The organism is Actinoplanes teichomyceticus ATCC 31121, from assembly GCF_003711105.1.
Classification (GTDB): domain Bacteria; phylum Actinomycetota; class Actinomycetes; order Mycobacteriales; family Micromonosporaceae; genus Actinoplanes; species Actinoplanes teichomyceticus.
Genome location: NZ_CP023865.1, coordinates 3,839,440 through 3,856,027, shown reverse-complemented (window position 1 = coordinate 3,856,027; position 16,588 = coordinate 3,839,440). Strand labels below are relative to the sequence as shown.

Genomic DNA, 16,588 nt, shown 5'->3' with positions numbered 1-16,588 from the left:
CCGGCGGCATGGGAGAACGACCCTGGACGTGCTTGCGCCCGTCCTGCGCTACCGTTCGGCGGCCAACCGGAGGCCGAGGATGATGAGAATGCCTCCGGTGGCCGTGTCGATGCGGCGGCTCAGCGCGCGGCGATGCCGCAGCCACGTCCCGATCCGGCCGGCGAACACCCCGACCGTGCCGTCCACCATGAACTCCAGCACGATGAAGATCAGCCCCAGAACCGCGAACTGTACCCAGACGCCGCCGAGCGCCGGATCGACGAACTGCGGCAGGAAAGCCATCGAGAAAGCGATCATCTTGGGATTGGACAGGTTGGTCAGCAGACCACTGAGGTAGACGCGACGTCCCGACACCTCGACGGTATCCGTACCGGAAACCAGATCACCGCGCTGCCGGATCATCCGGATCCCGAGATATGCCAGATACCCCGCACCGACGATACGCAGCACCACGAAGGCCTGCGGCACCGCGGTGAACAGGGCGGTCAGACCGCCCGCCGCCAGCAGGACGTGGACCGCCTCACCCGTGGCCAGCCCCGCGGTGGCCAGCAGTCCGGCCCGCGCGCCACCGCGCATCCCGCAACCGAGCACGAACAGCATGTCCGGGCCCGGCGCGATCATGGCGATGATCGTGGCGACGGTGAACGCGGCGAGTAGGTGCGGATCCAGCGGCATGGCCCGAGCGTGCCGTTCACCGAGCATAAGATCCATACCCGGCAGCGAGGGCCGAGCATAAGCTGTGCTGATGCTCGACCCTCGCCGACTCAGCCTGCTGCGTGACGTGGCGGCCACCGGCACGATCGCCGCCGCCGCCGAACGTGCCGGATGCACGGCTGCGGCCGCCTCCCAGCAACTCGCCGCCCTGGAACGCGACCTCGGCGCCGCACTGCTCGAACGGTCCGCGCGCAGCGTCCGGCTCACCGAGGCCGGCCGGGTCCTCGCCGACCACGCCGGGCGGCTGCTCACCTCGCTCGACGAGGCCGAACGCGCCGTCCGCGACGTGGCCGGCCTGCGCGGCGGGACGATCCGGGTGGCGGCGTTCGCCACCGCCGGGACCAGCTTCGTCGTTCCCGCGCTGACCGCCTTCCGGCGCCGGCACCCGGAGATCGAGCTGCGGTTCACCGAGCTGGAGTCGGCCGAGGCACTGCCCGAGGTACGGGCGGGGACCGTCGACCTGGCGGTCACCCACGAATACATTCCCCTGTCCCGTCCCGACCTGCGCGGACTCCACCAGCGGCCGCTCTACCGGGAACCGATGATGCTGGCCGTACCCCGGAATCTGTCGCCTGCCGACCCCGGCCCCGCAGACCTCGCCGACTTCGCCACCAGCCCGTGGATCGCCGCGCTCACCAGCACCGGCTTCCAGGCCGCCACCGAGATGGCCTGCCGGGCAGCCGGATTCGACCCGAGCGTCGACATCCGGGTGCACAGCTATCCGATGGTCCTGTCGATGGTCGGCGCCGGCTTCGGGGTGGCACTGGTGCCCCGGCTCGCTGCCGTCCCACAGCGCGGCGTGACCTACCTGGCGATCCGCAGACCCACCGGCCTGATCCGGCAGATCTACGCCACCACCAGGCACACCGACCGGTCCCCCGCGGTGCGGGCGCTCTTCCGTTGCATCAACGACGCCCTGGCCAGGACCACCTCGAGGTAGCCGTGGGCGTGGTGTCGCCGCCTCCTCGCCCACGGCGGCTCACCGGGCACCGCAGTAACGTGACCGCCCGGGCACGCTCACCGCCCGGGCGGTTCTCGATCTGCGTCGGCGGGGTGGGCACGCTGCCGGACGCGGGCTCAGCGGCCTGTCTAGGATGGATGGTCATGACGATCCCGGTACTCGGCGTGGCGCATGTCCGGCTCACCGTCACCGACATCGCCCGGTCACGGGCCTTCTACGAGCAGGTGCTGGGGTTCACGCCCGTGCTGCAGCTACCGCCTGACGCCGACGCGGCGACCCGTCAGGCCCTGGGATTCCTCTTCGGCGGTGTGATCTACCGGGTCGGGAACGCCCTGCTGGGTCTGCGGCCGGTGGCACCGCACGACGATCGCTTCGACGAGGACCGGGTTGGTCTCGATCATCTGAGTTTCGCGGTGGCGACCCGGGCCGAGCTCGACGCGGCCTGCCGGACACTGCAGGCCCACGGCGTCGCCCACGGCGACGTGAAGGACATCGGCCACGGGTTCATCCTGGAATTCCGCGACCCCGACGGCATCGCGCTGGAGCTGTCGGCTCCCGCGGGCTGAGCAGCGGCGTTCGTGGGCGCCAGGCCGGCAGCGCCGCGGGGTGCGCAACCGCGCGGGGCGGTCGGCCCTGCGCACAGCCGTCGAGCACCGAGCGTTCGCGCAGGCCCTTTCGGTGGGCACGGTCCACGGCCGTGCGCAGCCGCCGGGACCGGGATCCTGCTCAGGCGGGCCAGATCCGGAGGAGATACTCCTCCAGGCCCGCCAGCCGGGCGTACTCGGACTCGATGTCCTTCTCCGCCTCGTCGGCGTCCCCCAGCTGCTGGACGGCCGCGGCAGCCCGGTCGCGTCCGCGATGCCATGCCGTCACGTGGTACGCGCCCGCGCCGCCCGGCAGTGTCACCCCCTCGACGTCGCCGGGTGAGAGCGGAATCGGCCCGGCGGAGATGTTCTCCACGCCGAGCCGCCCGTCCGGGAACTGCACGGTCAGCTCCCGGCACCTCTGCCAGTCACCGTCGACCTCGGTGTCCGGAGCGGTGTCCCACAGCTCCAGGTTGATCGCGATCGCCACGGTGTCCTGACCGGCCTTGACGGCCACCCGCCAGCGGCTGCCGCCGATGATCGCCTGCTCCGAGTCGGCCACGCACCGGCCCAGGTCCCCCTCCTCGGAGCCGGACACCGCCGGATCGGCGACGATCAACCGCCCGTAGTACGGCAGGGCCTGACCATGATACGTCCGCATCGCGACACCGTACGCTGATCTTCTTCGTGGGTTCCGGGCTCCGGCGCAAAGCGTGTGATGGACGGCGGACGATGACTCGTTGTCCGGCAGATGACTCATCTGCACGGCGAACGTCTCACCGCGTGGATGACCCCGAGCAGGCCGCGGCCCGGCATCAGCCGCTTCGCCACCGGACTGAACGCCGACCTCGCCACGGTCACCGCTGGGCCGTGCCCGCCCTTCAGCTCCGGACCGCCTGATCACGGGTCGGCACGGGATGAACGTAACGTGATCGAGTGATGATCCGGCTTGTGCCCCGCTTTCCAGTCGATGACCTGCAACTCAGCGCGCTGCATGCCCGAGCGTTCGGCGGCGACCCCGCCGAGGTCCGGTCGTGGGCTCAGCGGCTGGAGAGACACGCGCTCACCTGGATCGGCGCCTTCGACGCTCGTGAACTCATAGGGTTCGTTCAGGTCTGCTGGGACGGCGGCAGCCACGCATTCCTCCTCGACACCGTGGTGGACCCCGACCACCAGCACCACGGCGTCGGCACCCGTCTCGTCCACGCCGCAGCCGACGAGGTCCGCGCCGCTGGATGCGAATGGCTGCACGTCGACTTCGAAGCCCACCTGCAGCACTTCTACCTCGACAAATGCGGCTTCCGGACGACGCATGCCGGGCTCATCCACCTGGCATAGAAGCAAGCCACGCCACCGGCCTCACCGTGGGAAGACGACGAAGGCCCCTCACGAGATTCGCGGCGGAACCGAGTCACGGCACCGGATGTCGCTGAGTTTCGGCACCGGCAGGATCTCGCCGACCTCGATCTTCGCGAGTCTGGGCACCGCGCACCGGCGGACGGGATGCGCCTGTCGCCGGTCAGTGCGCCGCTCCCGCACGGTGACGTTGCCCGCGGTGAGGCGCACGTCGTCTGCGGCAGGTCCTCGCGTCATGACACTCATCGATCGACACTGAGCTGATGAGTGTGAACGATGTCGTGGAGATCGCATTTGACGTGCCGGGATGGCCGCCGATCAAGAACGAGGCGTTGTCGTTGCTATCGGCTAACCACCAGCAGCATGATCGAGTTCGAACGCTGTTGGAGGCAGCAGCGATTGCCTCGCAGGCGGTGGCCTGGACGGTGACCGATCGCGTCGTCGGCCTTGACGTAACCGTTCGAGCGCCGCTCGGTCGCCCTGCCGGCGACGCGACCAACTATCTCGGCGGCATCGGCGACGTCCTGCAGGACAAGAGCAACCCCGTCAATCTTGATCTCTCACACCTCGGGCCGCTTCAGGAGGTCGCGCTCTATCTCGACGATCGGCAGATCACCCAGGTGAGGTACGACGTCGAGCCAGCCGACAGCCCGTCGTACTCGGTGCGCGTGGTGGTCCTGCGCAGCCCATAGCGAATCTCCCCGAGGTGCGGAAAGCCGCAGACCACCAGTACCGCCCGTGCCTGCCGGGTGTCCACCGCCTACATCGACACCCGATGCTCTGCCGCAAGGGCGGCGTCCCGGCCGCCGACGTGCGCGGCGCAGGCGCCCTCATGGTGAACAGGTCGAGACTGCTCGGACGCGTTTCTGTCCGGCCATCATCTCGTGCCGGGTGGGGGCACGGGCACAGCGCTGGACGGTGTGCCGCCCCCGGCCCGGATGCCGGGCGATGTGCCGGCGCCTCGATCGAGTAGGTCGTGCACCAGCCGGTGACGCACGTGGCGACGTTGCGCCGGAACCCGTGACCCGCGCTCGAAGCCGGCGCGCGTTCCGGTGTCGCGGAATTGCCCACACCGATCAACCGGGCCGGGCCGGGCCGGGATCGTGTCGCCGGATTCGCACGAATGTGCCGCTGTCCTATGCACACTGTCCGGATGCCGACATGAAACGACCGTATCGAGCGACAATTCGATCTTTTCATCGTGCCACAATGGCGCCTCACATCGATACGGGAGGGCGCCATGCCATACGGTCGCCGGCCGATGCGGAGAATGCTGTGGCTGGCCGCCGCGGTGCTGCTGCTGCCGGCTATCGGCGGCTGTTCGGGATCGGACGCTCTTCCGCCCGCCCCGCAGCCGAGCCCCGCGCCGCAGGCCGCCTATCCGCCCACCCCGCAGGGGGCCCGGGCGCTGCTGGAACGACTGGGCCTGCACGGGGACCCCGATCTGATCGCCTCCCTGCGGCCGACGGCGTCCGACTACCAGGCGCTGTTCGAGCCGGACTTCGCCGCGCGGGCGCAGAGCTTCTACGAGGCCCGGTTCTGGGCCTCGATGCCGGCGACCGCACAGCCGTGGGTGGAGCCCGACCGGACGGAGGTACGCGTCTGGGGCGCCACCACCGAGGAGTTGCGGGCCTGGAAACCGGCGGCACGCAACAACTTCCCGGGCGGGTACCGGAAGATCAAAGATTTTCTCCGGCCCGGATTCACCATCTACTCCGCTGAGATGGTGGCTCCCGGCGACGACTACGGGACGACCTTCAACGGCTTGGCGTATGTCAACGGCCATTGGGCGTATTTCCCGAAACCATGGTATGTCCTCGATTCCCCGCAACGGTGAAAGGCGCCCTCATGGTCGAATTGGCTCGGATACCGCTGGCCGGCGGCGGTGCGGTCCTGGTCGAATGCGCCGGCCCGGAAGACGACGGACCGGTCAAGGCCGGCCGCCTCGGCGACCGGGTCCGTGACGTGTCGACCACCCTGCAGGACCTGCTGCAGCCGGTCACCGACACCGCGCAGATCCTGCTCGACCAGCTCAGCCGCGCCAGACCCGCCGAACTGGAGGTGGAGTTCGGCGTCGCGCTCTCCGCCCAGGCCGGCGCGATAATCACGCAGACCGCGTTGAACAGCAACATCAAGGTCAAGATGAGGTGGCGCCGCGACGGGCTCGACGAGCAGGTGCGGGAGGAGCAGGCGGAGCAAGACACCCCCGATTGCCCATGAGCGCCGCCATCCCGCCCTGGACCTGCGCCGTCGCGCAGATCCTCGACGGCAGGGACACGGCGGCCGGCGCCGGCTTCCTGATCGCCGACGACGTCCTGATCACCTGCGCGCACGTGGTCGAGGCGGCGGGCGCCCGGATCGGCGAGCCGGTGCGGCTGCGGTTCCCGCAGCTCACCGGCAGTCCCTCGGCGTCCGGGCGGGTGCTGGCCGACGGCTGGGAGCCGCCCGAGGGTGAGGACATCGCCGTCGTCCGGCTGGACGCCGTGCCGGCCGGCCTGCGACCGCTGCCGCTGGCCGGCTCCGACGGGCGCCGCGGCCACCCGGTGCGGTCGTTCGGCTTCCCGGCCCAGGCCGGCGCGGGCGGCCACTTCGGCTACGGCCGGGCCGGTGACCTGCTGCGACCCGGGCTGCTGCAGCTCACCGACGCCAACGACCTGACGCAGGGATTCAGCGGCGGACCGGTCTGGGACGACCGGGCCGAGGCGGTGATCGGCATGGTCTCCGCGGTGACCCGCCCGGACGCCCTGGACCGGGGCACCGGGATCGGCTACGCGAGCTCGACCGCCGCCCTGCGTGCCGCCTGGCCGGCGCCGGCCGCCTCGACGCCGTGCCCGTACCGGGGCCTGCAACCGTTCCGGACCGAGGACGCCGCGGCCTTCCACGGCCGCGACCGTGCCGTCGGCAAGGTGCTCGCCGCGCTGGCCGACCGGCCCCCGCTGCTGTTGCTGCTCGGCCCGTCCGGCGCCGGGAAGTCGTCGCTGGTCTCCGCGGGTGTCCGGCCCGCGCTGGCCGCCGGGCGGCTACCGGCGAGCGGGCGCTGGCCGACGCTGGTCATCCGCCCCGGCGATCCGATCCCGGACGCCGCCGGGTACGGACTGCTGATCGTCGACCAGTTCGAGGAGATGCTCGCCGAACCCGGCGCCGGCACGGCGCTCGACGACCTGACGGCGGCGATCGGCCGGCCGGGCCGGACGGTGCTGCTGGTGCTGCGCGACGACTTCTACCCGCGGCTGGCCGCCGAGGTGCCCGCGCTGCTCGACGTCGCCGGAAGCGGACTGGTCAACATCCCGGCCACCCTCACCCGCGACGAACTGCACGACATCGTCACCAAGCCGGCCGAGTCGGCCGGTGCGTGCTGGCAGCCCGGCCTGCCGGAACGCATCATCGACGACGTGCTGACCGCCGACCCGCGGGCCGGCACGGCGGCGCTGCCGCTGCTCGGCGTGGCCCTCAAGGAGCTCTGGACCAGCTCGTCCGACGGGGTGCTGACGCATCAGGCGTACGAACGGATCGGCGGCCTGCGCGGCAGCATCACGAACTGGTGCGACCAGGCGATCACCGGTCAGCCGCCGGCGGTCGTCCGCACGCTGCTGACCATGCTGGTGCGGCCCGCCGACCCGGCCCGGGGCATCCCCGCCGTCCGCCGCCAGCGCGAGGTGTCCGACCTGCACCAGGTCGCCGGCGGTACGACCGCGGTGCTCGGCGTGCTCACCGACCGCCGCCTGGTGGTGACCAGCGTCCCCGACCGCGGCGGCGAGCCGGTGGCCGAGCTGGCGCACGACGTGCTGATCCGCGACTGGCCGCAGCTGCGCCGCTGGGTACGCGAGGAGGAGGAGTTCCAGCGGTGGCTGCAACACGCCGAGGAACGGCAACGGCGCTGGGCCGACCGGCACGAGACCGGTGAACTGCTGCGCGGCCGGGACCTGGCCGACGGCCGGCACTGGTCGGCCGACCGGCGCCTGCCCGGCGACGTGGCCGTCTTCCTGACCGCCAGCCTCCGCGCCGCCAGCCGGGCGACCTGGCTGCGCCGTACCGTGCAGGCCAGTCTCGCCACCCTGACCGTTCTCGCGGTCGTCGCGGCGGCAGCCGCGCTGCGCTACGCGGGCCGAGCGAACGAGCAGCACGTCATCGCGCTGTCCCGGCAGCTCGCCGCGCAGAGCAGCACCATCGACAGCACCCGGCCGATGACCGCCCGCCGGCTGGCGGCCGCGGCCTGGCAGCGCCGGCAGACCGGCGAAGCCGCGAACGCGCTGACCACCCTGCTCACCGAGCAGCAGTCGGTGCTCGCCGGGCACGACGGCCCGGTCACCGCCGTCGCGTTCTCCCCAGACGGCGTCCACCTGGCCTCCGGCGGACAGGACGGCTCGGTGCGCTTCTGGCACGCGGCCACCGGACGGCCCGCCCTGCCCCCGCCGCCCGGGCCGCGCGCGGCGGTCACCGCCATCGCCTACGACCCGAGCGGCGCCGTGCTGGCCGCGGCGTCGGCGGACGGCAGCGTGCAGCTGTGGGACACCGGCACCGGGCAGCCGGTCGGCGCCGCGCTGACCGGGCACCTCGACCGGGTCAGCTCGGTGTCGTTCGCGCATGACGGCAGCCGCCTGGCCTCGGCGGGCTGGGACGGGACCGTCCGGATCCGGGACCGCAGGACCGGCGCGGACGTGCGGGCCCCGATCCGGTACCCGGTACGGGTGAACGCGGTGGCGTTCAGCCCCGACGACCGCCTCCTCGCCGTCGCCGCCGACCAGCGCACCGTCGAGCTGCGCGATCCCGGCACCGGCCGGCCGGCGCAGCCGCCGATCACGCTCGACCGGTCGATGCGCGCGCTGGCCTTCAGCGGCGACGGGGCGAGACTGGCCATCGGCGGGGAGGGCGGCGGCGTCACGGTCCGCGATCTGCGGAGCCGGCGCAGTGTCGGGATGAAGGCCGGCGAGGAGCCCGTACTGGCGGTGGCATTCAGCCCTGGTGGCACCCGGGTGGCCTCCGGTGGCGTCGACCGCACGGCCCAGCTCTGGGATCCGGGCGCGGGCCGTGCGGTCGGCTCGCCGATCGCGGGCCACAACGCGACGGTGTGGTCGGTCGCGTTCAGCGCCGACGGCCGCGTGCTGGCCACCGGGGGCGCGGACGGGACGATCCGGCTGTGGGACTCCACGACCGGACGGCCGGCGAGCGTGGCGCGGCGACATGACGGCCTGTGGCCGGTCGCGGTGCCCGGGACCACGTTGATCGCCACCGCCGGGCGCGACGGCGTACAGCTGCGGGAGGCCACGACCGGGATGCCGTACGGAGTAGGCCTGCCCGGCGCGGCCCGGACCCCGGGTGATGTCGCGGTCGACCGGGACCGGCGGACAGCGGCCGCGACCACGCAGGACGGTCCGATCCGGGTGTGGGACCTACGCTCCGGCCGGCTGGTCGGAGCCCCGCTGAGCACCGGCGGCGACTACATCGCCAGCCTGTCGATCGACCCGGCCGGCACCCGGCTGGTCGCCTCGGGAGACGACAACCGGGTGTGGATCTGGGAGATCGCCACCGGGCGGCTGATCCGCGTCATCGAGACCGGTGACGACACCTTCGTGCACACGGTCGCCTTCAGCCCGGACGGCGCATCCGTGGTCACGGTCGGCGCCGACACCGGGGTCCGGTTCTGGGATCCCGGCACCGGGGACCTGATCCGCGACGTCGGCACCGATTACCGGTACGCCATCGACGCGCTCGCGTTCACCGCGTCCGGCGACCTGTTCGCGACCGCCAGCAGCGACGCGCCGATCGAGATCCGCGAGACGGCCACCGGCGCGCTGGTCACCCGGTTGCGCGCCGACGAGGCCGCGGACACGTCCGCGCTGACCTTCAACGTCGACGGCAGCATCCTGGCCGTCGGCGACGAGGACGGTACGGTACGTCTCTGGGATGTCGCGGCGTCCCGCCTGCTCGGCGCCCGTGTCGGACATCCGGGCGCGATCACCGGTGTGGTCCCCAGCGCGGACCGCGCGTTCTTCGAGTCGGTGGACGACACCGGCCAGATCCGCGACTGGTTCGTGCCGCTGCCGGACATCGCGAGCACCGAGTTCTGCGACCGGTACGGCCCGCCGACGCCGGCCGAATGGCAGCAGTACGCCCCGGGCGAGCCCGGTCCGCCCCGCTGCCAGCGGTAGGGTCGTCCGCGCGCCACGGGGCCCTGCCCCGACCGGGCATCGGCGAGCCGGGCATCGGCGAGCCGGGCATCGGCGAGCCGGGCATCAGCGGGCCCGGCATCAGCGGGCCCGGCATCAGCGGGCCCGGCATCAGCGGGCCCGGCATCAGCGGGCCCGGCATCAGCGGGCCCGGCATCAGCGGGCCCGGCATCAGCGGGCCCGGCATCAGCGGGCCCGGCATCAGCGGGCCCGGCATCAGCGGGCCCGGCACGGAGTCTGGCGGTCGAAAATGGTTTGGCCGGGCACCGGGACCGCTGCTAGTTTCCACCCGGCCGTGCGAGAGACCGAGGAGGTGGTACCCGTGAACGATGTGACATGGGTGCTCCCCTGCGGGGTCACGGTCGGGCGATAGGTCGTCCGGGAGCGCCGTTCACCAGCACTCCCGAAAGGCACGACCATGCGATTCACCGCTGAACAGCGTCTCGACGACGGCGTCCTGGAACGCGCGTTCACGCTCGGCGAGATCCCCGGCATCCTGTGGACGCCCGGATCCGTCTCCGCACCGGCCCCGCTGATCCTGCTCGGCCACCCCGGCGGACTGCACACGATGTACCCCCGGCTGGCCGCCCGGGCGCGGCACTGCGCGGCGGAGGGCTTCGCCGCGGCCACCATCGAACTGCCCGGGAGCGGTGACCGGCCCCGCTCCGCCGCCGCCGAGGCGGCCCGCGCCGACCTGCGCCGGGCTCTGGCGGCCGGTGAGCCGGTCACCGGCGAGATCGTCGACCGGCTCGTCCTCCCGCTGGTCGACAGGGCGGTCCCGGAATGGCGCGCCGCTCTGGACGCGCTCCTCCCGCTGCCCGAGATCGGCGGTCCGGTGGGATACTCCGGCGGGGTGATCGCCATCGGCGTCCGGCTGGCGGCGGTCGAGCCACGCATCGCGGCCGCCGTGCTGTACGCCGGGACTTTCGTGCCCCGCGCCCTGTTCGAGGACGCCCGGCGGGTCACCGTTCCGCTGCTGGTGCTGCTGCAATGGGACGACGAGACGAACGACCGGCAGTCGGCCCTGGAGCTGTTCGACGCCCTCGGCTCCGAGGAGAAGACGCTGCACGCCAACATGGGCGGGCACACCGGCGTCCCGTGGTTCGAAGGGGACGACGCGAACCGGTTCTTCGTCCGGCACCTGAGGTGAGACCGGGTCGTCAGGAGCTGAGACCGGGCCGTCGGGCCGGGCGATAGGAGCGGTCGGCCCGGATGCCGCTCATCGAGAAGGTGTCGACCTTTCTCGATGAGCGGCGGCCCGCCCTTCCCGACGAGCGGCAACCCGCCCTTGTCGATGAGCGGCGGCTCGCAGACGCGCGCCATCGCCGCCGGCCGTGGCCCGTGCCGGGAATCGGTGATCTCGGGGCGGTCGATGTGGACGGTGTTCGTCTCGGTCATGCCCCGGTCGACCGGCGGCGCGCCGGCGAGACGTCGACGGCCGCGGCGGCGCTCACCAGACCGATGGGGGGTGGCCGAAGAGTCCGGGGAGGCCGCCGGTGTGCAGGAACACCACGTTCCGGCCGCGGAAGTCGCCGGCCAGCAGGGCCGCCATGGCCCGGCCGGTGTAGGTCGGATCCAGGAAGACGCCCTCGTCACGGGCGGCCACCTGGAGCGCCTCGCGGACCGGGCCGGTCAGTTCCGCATACCCGCCGCCGACCTGGGAACGCTCGACGCGCAGGCCGGTGACTCCGCCGAGCAGATCCGTGACGGCGCCGGCCGGGTCGGGCAGCGCACCGGTGTCGACGCCCAGCACCCGTTCCGCGCCGAGCGCCCGTACCAGCCCGGCCATCGTGCCTCCGGAGCCGAGCGCGACCACCACGACGTCCAGATCGGGCACCTGGTCGAGCAGTTCCCGGCCGCAGTCGGCGTAGCCCTGGACGGAGGCCGGCGACGTTCCGCCGAACGGGATGACATACGCGCCGTCCCGCCGGGCCGCTTCGGCGGCAACCGTCTCGTCCAGCGACTCGGGACCAGCCCAGATGATCTCGGCGGCGGCAAGGGCGTCGAGCAGGAGGTTGCCGCGCGCCGCCGCCGGCGCCGGCCCTTTCAGTACGAGTACGCATTCCATGCCGAGCCGCCGAGCCGCCGCGGCGGTCAACCGCGCGTGGTTGCTCTGCGCGGCACCCGATGTGATCAGCACGCGCGCCCCGGCGGCCACCGCCTCGGCGCAGGTGTACTGCAGCTTGCGCACCTTGTTGCCGCCGCCACCGAGCCCGGTCAGGTCGTCCCTCTTGAGCCACAGCCGGGCAGCCCCGATCCGGGCCGCCAGCCGTGGCGCTTCCTCGACCGGGGTCGGCCAGCTGCCAAGGGTGATCATCCGAGTAGTCAACCACCGGCCGTTCACCGGCACCAGCCGCCGTCCACCCGCACCACCCGCCGTCCGCCCTCCACCGCCGCTCAGCCGCATCACCGACCTTCTACCTGCACCACCCGCCGTCCGTCCGCACCACCCGCCGTCCGTCCGCACCACCCGCCGTCCGCACCACCCGCCGTCCACCCGCACCACCCGCCCTCCGCCCACACCGTCGGCCCTCCACCGCCGCTCAGCCGCATCACCGACCTTCTACCTGCACCACCGGCCGTCCACCCGCACCACCCGCACTCCCCCACACCACCCGCCGTCCGTCCGCACCACCCGCCGTCCGCACCACCCGCCGTCCACCGGCACCACCCGCCCTCCGCCCGCACCACGCGCACCACCGGCCTCCCACCCACACCACGGGTCCTCGCCCGCACCACCGGGCGGCGGGGAGCCGCCTCCGGCGCAAGAAACCGCGATCGTGCAGGAAACCGGGTCGGTCCGCAGGAGATTGCCCCCATCGGACGCCGCCAGACAATGGCCGCAGGAAGCCGCATCGAGCACGAGTGATTGCGCCCACCGGACGCTGCCACGCGATATCCGCAGGGAGCCGCATCGGCCACAGGAGATCCGCCCACCGGACACCGCCGCTCGCAGATCCACCGGCGCGACGCTCGTTCACGAGGAGCTCCGGTAGACGCGCAGTGGGAGGCCGTGGCCCGGACCGCGATCGCACCGTATCCGACTTTCCCGTGGAAAACGGCCAAAAGGGCTATCGTCAGATCATGAAACAGCGATCGGGCGTCCTTCTCATGGCCGCGGCGCTCCTTCTCACCGACAACGCCGTGGCCACCGCCGCCACACCCGCCAAGATCACCGAGATCGTCCTGACCGGCACCTCCGCCGACGTGACGATCCGGACCGCGGCCGGCGACCGAACCAGGATCCGGCAAGAGGTCAGCGGCACCGCCCCGGCGCCCAGCGCCGGGCGGCTTTCCGGATCCACCCTCACCCTCGACGACAAATGCGGCAGCAACTGCGACGCCATCACCTACGACATCACCGCACCCGCAGGGTTGGCGGTCCGCGGCCGTATCACGGATGCCGACATCACCCTCACTGACGTCGGCGCCACGGACCTCACCATGACCAGCGGCGACATCGAGGTCTACGAGGCCACCGGCCCGGTCTCCCTCCACGCCACGGACGGCAGACTGTTCGTACGAGGAGCCCGTGGCGCGGCGACCCTGCGGATCACCGGCGGAGAGATCACCGCGTTCGGCGTCGCGGGTCCGGTCGAGGCGTCCGCCACCAGCGGCAACATCACCGTGCTCGACGTCGCGGGTCCGGTCGAGGCGTCCGCCACCGTCGGGGACATCAACGTCGGCCTGGCTGAGCCGGCGTCGGTCACGGTGGGAGTCAATCAGGGCGACATCAGCGTCACCGTCCCATCCGGCCGTTACCGTATCGAGGGCGACGACGTACGGGTGAGCGGCATCGAGAACGACCCGCAATCACCGTACGTGATCTCGCTGAGCGCCAACGACGGCGACCTGACCGTGACCGGGACTTCCCCGGAGCAGCGACCCCGCACCGCGCCGCCGGGGAACCGCCACTGAGCACCCGGTCGAACACCACCTGTCCCGGCATCACGCCGAGCCAGCCGTGGTCCGCCTGCTTGTCCACCGGTCTGTGGGCAGCTCTCCGTCCACCGGCCGGTGCGCCACAAGGGCGTCCATGGCACCGCGTAGCCGTAGGGACGCGGACCGCATCACCCCCATCCTGGCAATCAATGGATCGCCGGGACGCGCCGGCGGCTGCCACGAGGGCAATATCTGACATATGACGGCTTCCTCTCCTGCTGCCCCGGAGAACACGTCCTGGCGCCTCGCCCGAGCCACCGCGCCGGCGGTCCGGGTGCTGGCCGGGCGGCGCTGGTTTCCGCTCTGGGCGGTGGTGCACCACCGCGGCCGGGTGTCCGGCCGGGGCCTGTCCGTACCGGTCGCGGTGGTTGCCACTCCGGACGGTTTCGTCATCAACCTGCCGTGGGGTGCCCGCACGAACTGGGTCCGCAATGTCATCGCCGCGGGCGGATGCACGCTCCGGTGGAAGGGCGCCGACCATCGCGTGGACCATCCGGAGATCTTGGATGCGGCGGCCGCTCACCCGTACTACTCTGCGCTCGCCTGGGCTTTGGTCCAGAGGTTGTTCCCGGCGGACGCCTGGCTCCTGCTGCACCGGGTTCGCTGACTCATGTGCCCACGGTGACCAGCCCCGTCTCATAGGCGACGATCACCAACTGAGCTCGGTCGCGGGCGTCGAGTTTGGCGAGGATTCGCCCCACGTGCGTCTTCACCGTGGCCAGGCTGACCCCGAGATGGGTGGCGATCTCCGTGTTCGACATCCCGCGGCCGACCAGGGTGAGCACTTCTCTCTCGCGCTCGGTCACTCCGTCCAGGCGGCGGGGCACCGGCCGGTCGGGCTGCGGCAGCCGGGCGAACTCCGCGATCAACCGGTGCGTCACCGAGGGCGACAGCAGGGCGTCACCGCCCGCAACGACCCGGATGCCGGTCAGAAGGTCGGCCGGCGGGGTGTCTTTGAGCAGGAAGCCGCTCGCGCCGGCCCGCAACGCCCCGTAGACGTACTCGTCCAGACCGAATGTGGTCAGAATCAGCACGCGGACGCCGGCAAGCTCGGGATCCGCGCAGATGCGGCGAGTCGCCTCGATCCCGTCCATCTCCGGCATGCGCACGTCCATGAGCACCACGTCCGGCCGGCACTCGGCAGCCAGCCGGATCGCCTCGACGCCCGTCGCCGCCTCCGCCACCGTACGGCAGTCGCCGCTGGAGTCGACGAGCACCCGGAAGCTTCCGCGCAGTAGCGCCTGGTCGTCCGCGATCAACACCTGGATCACGCCTCACCCACCCATCGCCGCGCCGACCTCGTCCGGAAAACCCTGGCGCCGGAGCTTCCGCCCGGCCACATTGCGCAATCCGGTTTCGAGCTGTCCGCGCCCACTCTGCGCACCGTCCTGGTCACCTGCCATCACCCGTCATCATCCGCCGTCGCCTGCCGCCGCCCGCCGAGCGGACGCAGAGCCCTTACCCGGCGTTGACCGCGCGGCGGACGCAAAGGCGTCACCTGCCGTCGGCCGCGGGGCGGACGCAGAGTCGTTACCTACCGCCGGCCCGCCGAGCGGGAGCAGTGCCGTCACCGAGAAGCCGCCTCCTGCGCGCGGCCCCGCGTCGAAGGTTCCGCCGTGCAGAGCCACGCGCTCGCGCATCCCGATCAGCCCGTGGCCGGTCCGGTTCATGGTCGGTTCCCGCTTACCGTCGTCGGTCACCTCGACACGCACGTCGGAACACCCGACCATGACTGTCACCTGGCAATGCGCCGGCGCCGCGTGCTTGACCACATTGGTGACCGCCTCCTGGACGATCCGGTAGACCGCCAGCTGCACCGAGTCGGGCATCTCAGCGGCGGCCGCCCCCTCCGGGCGCTCGACGGTGAGCGTCACCCGGGCATCGCCCAGCGACGCGAGCTCGACGAGCTCCGGCAGATCGTCGAGACCCGGCGTCGGAGCGAAAGAGGTCTCCTCGCGCAGCGTGTCCAGCATCTTGCGCACCTCCAGCATCGCGGCCCGCCCGGTTTTCTCGATGACCCGAAGCGCGTCGCGGGCCTCGGCCGGATCGGCCTCCGCGACGTGGTTGCCGACCGACGCCTTCACCACGATGAGCGTCATGGTGTGGGCGATGATGTCGTGCAGCTCGCGGGCCAGCCGCAGTCGTTCCTGGATGGTGGCTTCCCGCCGCAGCTGTTCGCTGCGCTGGGCGTTCTGCGCGCGTCGCTCACCGATGGCGAAACCGAGAATGGCGGATGGTCCGATCACCAGGCCACCGAACAGGACCGCGAGGATGGCGGAGGGACTGTCCGGCGCAGGATCGCTGTGCCCTGCCAGGAGCATCGGCACGACCATGCCGAGCCCGATCAGGAAGGAGCAGGCCGCCTCGACGGCGAACGCCCGCCGATCCCGCGCCGCAGCGCCGAAGGTGTAGAAGGCCAACGCCAGCGCGCATGCGGGCCCGGGCGCCGCGAAGGAGGGGATCACCTCGATGGCCAGCGCCAGCGCGGTCGCCACGGTGACGGTGATTGCGACCGGGTAGGGCCACCGCCGGCGGGCAGCGATCGGAAGCGCGATGACCAGGGCGGCGATGAGCGACAGCCAGCCCGGCTCAGCCGGCCGGCCATCGACCGGCGCCGCCAGCGCCGCCAGCAGGCACACGAAAGAAACAGCCACCGCCGCGACCGTGTCGAGCAGATAGAGCTCGGTCGGGCGAAGGCGCCTGATCAGCTGGGCGGCATCCATGCGCGAAACCGTAATGGATCGCTTCCGACGGCGCGTCGGCTCACAGGTCGTCATCCTCAGGGATGACAGGAGAGCCGATCACGGCGCGGCGTACCACGGCGGGCGGAACGCGAAATGTCGATTCAGGTCCGATGCGCGACC

15 protein-coding genes are annotated in these 16,588 nt (G+C 72.0%); 10 read left to right on the top strand and 5 right to left on the bottom strand.

Annotation, left to right across the window (positions count from 1 at the left end; all coding sequences use genetic code 11):
- Positions 1-48: 48 nt before the first annotated feature.
- Complete coding sequence (locus ACTEI_RS16920) at positions 49-621, bottom strand: LysE family translocator (RefSeq protein ID WP_211344353.1); 573 nt, start codon at positions 619-621, stop codon at positions 49-51.
- Positions 622-745: 124 nt separating this feature from the next.
- On the opposite strand from ACTEI_RS16920, the gene ACTEI_RS16915 reads away from it, so the two are divergent.
- Both ACTEI_RS16915 and ACTEI_RS16910 read left to right on the top strand, forming a co-directional pair.
- Positions 746-1,654: a LysR family transcriptional regulator gene (locus ACTEI_RS16915; protein ID WP_122982210.1), complete on the top strand. Its 909-nt coding sequence runs from the start codon at positions 746-748 to the stop codon at positions 1,652-1,654.
- Positions 1,655-1,818: 164 nt separating this feature from the next.
- Complete coding sequence (locus ACTEI_RS16910) at positions 1,819-2,241, top strand: VOC family protein (protein WP_122982209.1); 423 nt, start codon at positions 1,819-1,821, stop codon at positions 2,239-2,241.
- A 160-nt stretch (positions 2,242-2,401) separates the two neighbouring features.
- On the opposite strand, the gene ACTEI_RS16905 is transcribed toward ACTEI_RS16910, so the two are convergent.
- The gene (locus ACTEI_RS16905; RefSeq protein ID WP_122978538.1) at positions 2,402-2,920 is read right to left on the bottom strand and encodes a hypothetical protein; all 519 of its coding nucleotides are present in this window, start codon (positions 2,918-2,920) and stop codon (positions 2,402-2,404) included.
- A 278-nt stretch (positions 2,921-3,198) separates the two neighbouring features.
- Between ACTEI_RS16905 and ACTEI_RS16895 the strand changes: the two genes are divergently transcribed.
- From ACTEI_RS16895 to ACTEI_RS16860, 6 genes are all read left to right on the top strand, one after another.
- Positions 3,199-3,597 (top strand): GNAT family N-acetyltransferase, encoded by a 399-nt coding sequence (locus ACTEI_RS16895; RefSeq protein ID WP_122982208.1) that lies wholly within the window; start codon positions 3,199-3,201, stop codon positions 3,595-3,597.
- Positions 3,598-3,878: 281 nt separating this feature from the next.
- Positions 3,879-4,307, top strand: a complete 429-nt coding sequence (locus tag ACTEI_RS16885; protein WP_122978535.1) for a hypothetical protein — start codon at positions 3,879-3,881, stop codon at positions 4,305-4,307.
- A gap of 569 nt (positions 4,308-4,876) precedes the next feature.
- Positions 4,877-5,452, top strand: coding sequence for a hypothetical protein (locus ACTEI_RS16880; RefSeq protein ID WP_145831063.1), 576 nt, complete (start codon positions 4,877-4,879; stop codon positions 5,450-5,452).
- 11 nt (positions 5,453-5,463) lie between these two features.
- Positions 5,464-5,835, top strand: a complete 372-nt coding sequence (locus tag ACTEI_RS16875; RefSeq protein WP_122978533.1) for a CU044_2847 family protein — start codon at positions 5,464-5,466, stop codon at positions 5,833-5,835.
- A complete protein-coding gene (locus tag ACTEI_RS16870) occupies positions 5,832-9,764 on the top strand; it encodes an nSTAND1 domain-containing NTPase (protein WP_122978532.1) in 3,933 nt (1,310 codons plus the stop codon). The genes ACTEI_RS16875 and ACTEI_RS16870 overlap by 4 nt, the downstream gene beginning before the upstream one ends.
- Before the next feature lie 436 nt (positions 9,765-10,200).
- Positions 10,201-10,932 carry a dienelactone hydrolase family protein gene (locus ACTEI_RS16860; protein WP_122978531.1) on the top strand — a complete coding sequence of 244 codons (732 nt, stop codon included), beginning with the start codon at positions 10,201-10,203 and terminating at the stop codon, positions 10,930-10,932.
- A gap of 300 nt (positions 10,933-11,232) precedes the next feature.
- Here the strand turns inward: ACTEI_RS16860 and ACTEI_RS16855 are convergent, their stop codons facing one another.
- Positions 11,233-12,099, bottom strand: a complete 867-nt coding sequence (locus tag ACTEI_RS16855; RefSeq protein WP_187646017.1) for a pyridoxal-phosphate dependent enzyme — start codon at positions 12,097-12,099, stop codon at positions 11,233-11,235.
- A 767-nt stretch (positions 12,100-12,866) separates the two neighbouring features.
- On the opposite strand from ACTEI_RS16855, the gene ACTEI_RS16850 reads away from it, so the two are divergent.
- Both ACTEI_RS16850 and ACTEI_RS16845 read left to right on the top strand, forming a co-directional pair.
- Positions 12,867-13,700: a DUF4097 family beta strand repeat-containing protein gene (locus ACTEI_RS16850; protein ID WP_122978530.1), complete on the top strand. Its 834-nt coding sequence runs from the start codon at positions 12,867-12,869 to the stop codon at positions 13,698-13,700.
- A 223-nt stretch (positions 13,701-13,923) separates the two neighbouring features.
- On the top strand, positions 13,924-14,331 hold the full coding sequence (locus ACTEI_RS16845; RefSeq protein WP_122978529.1) for a PNPOx family protein: 408 nt from the start codon (positions 13,924-13,926) through the stop codon (positions 14,329-14,331).
- 1 nt (position 14,332) lies between these two features.
- Here the strand turns inward: ACTEI_RS16845 and ACTEI_RS16840 are convergent, their stop codons facing one another.
- Complete coding sequence (locus ACTEI_RS16840) at positions 14,333-14,995, bottom strand: response regulator (RefSeq protein WP_122978528.1); 663 nt, start codon at positions 14,993-14,995, stop codon at positions 14,333-14,335.
- Between the two features lie 141 nt (positions 14,996-15,136).
- A complete protein-coding gene (locus tag ACTEI_RS16835; protein WP_239082734.1) occupies positions 15,137-16,447 on the bottom strand; it encodes a sensor histidine kinase in 1,311 nt (436 codons plus the stop codon).
- Positions 16,448-16,588: the final 141 nt, after the last annotated feature.

What these genes read in the sequence shown, in the direction of transcription:
- ACTEI_RS16920 (WP_211344353.1), bottom strand. Translation starts at nt 621, where the DNA reads ATGATCGCGCCGGGCCCGGACATGCTGTTCGTGCTCGGTTGCGGGATG.
- ACTEI_RS16915 (WP_122982210.1), top strand. Translation starts at nt 746, where the DNA reads ATGCTCGACCCTCGCCGACTCAGCCTGCTGCGTGACGTGGCGGCCACC.
- ACTEI_RS16910 (WP_122982209.1), top strand. Translation starts at nt 1,819, where the DNA reads ATGACGATCCCGGTACTCGGCGTGGCGCATGTCCGGCTCACCGTCACC.
- ACTEI_RS16905 (WP_122978538.1), bottom strand. Translation starts at nt 2,920, where the DNA reads ATGCGGACGTATCATGGTCAGGCCCTGCCGTACTACGGGCGGTTGATC.
- ACTEI_RS16895 (WP_122982208.1), top strand. Translation starts at nt 3,199, where the DNA reads ATGATCCGGCTTGTGCCCCGCTTTCCAGTCGATGACCTGCAACTCAGC.
- ACTEI_RS16885 (WP_122978535.1), top strand. Translation starts at nt 3,879, where the DNA reads ATGAGTGTGAACGATGTCGTGGAGATCGCATTTGACGTGCCGGGATGG.
- ACTEI_RS16880 (WP_145831063.1), top strand. Translation starts at nt 4,877, where the DNA reads ATGCGGAGAATGCTGTGGCTGGCCGCCGCGGTGCTGCTGCTGCCGGCT.
- ACTEI_RS16875 (WP_122978533.1), top strand. Translation starts at nt 5,464, where the DNA reads ATGGTCGAATTGGCTCGGATACCGCTGGCCGGCGGCGGTGCGGTCCTG.
- ACTEI_RS16870 (WP_122978532.1), top strand. Translation starts at nt 5,832, where the DNA reads ATGAGCGCCGCCATCCCGCCCTGGACCTGCGCCGTCGCGCAGATCCTC.
- ACTEI_RS16860 (WP_122978531.1), top strand. Translation starts at nt 10,201, where the DNA reads ATGCGATTCACCGCTGAACAGCGTCTCGACGACGGCGTCCTGGAACGC.
- ACTEI_RS16855 (WP_187646017.1), bottom strand. Translation starts at nt 12,099, where the DNA reads ATGATCACCCTTGGCAGCTGGCCGACCCCGGTCGAGGAAGCGCCACGG.
- ACTEI_RS16850 (WP_122978530.1), top strand. Translation starts at nt 12,867, where the DNA reads ATGAAACAGCGATCGGGCGTCCTTCTCATGGCCGCGGCGCTCCTTCTC.
- ACTEI_RS16845 (WP_122978529.1), top strand. Translation starts at nt 13,924, where the DNA reads ATGACGGCTTCCTCTCCTGCTGCCCCGGAGAACACGTCCTGGCGCCTC.
- ACTEI_RS16835 (WP_239082734.1), bottom strand. Translation starts at nt 16,447, where the DNA reads ATGGATGCCGCCCAGCTGATCAGGCGCCTTCGCCCGACCGAGCTCTAT.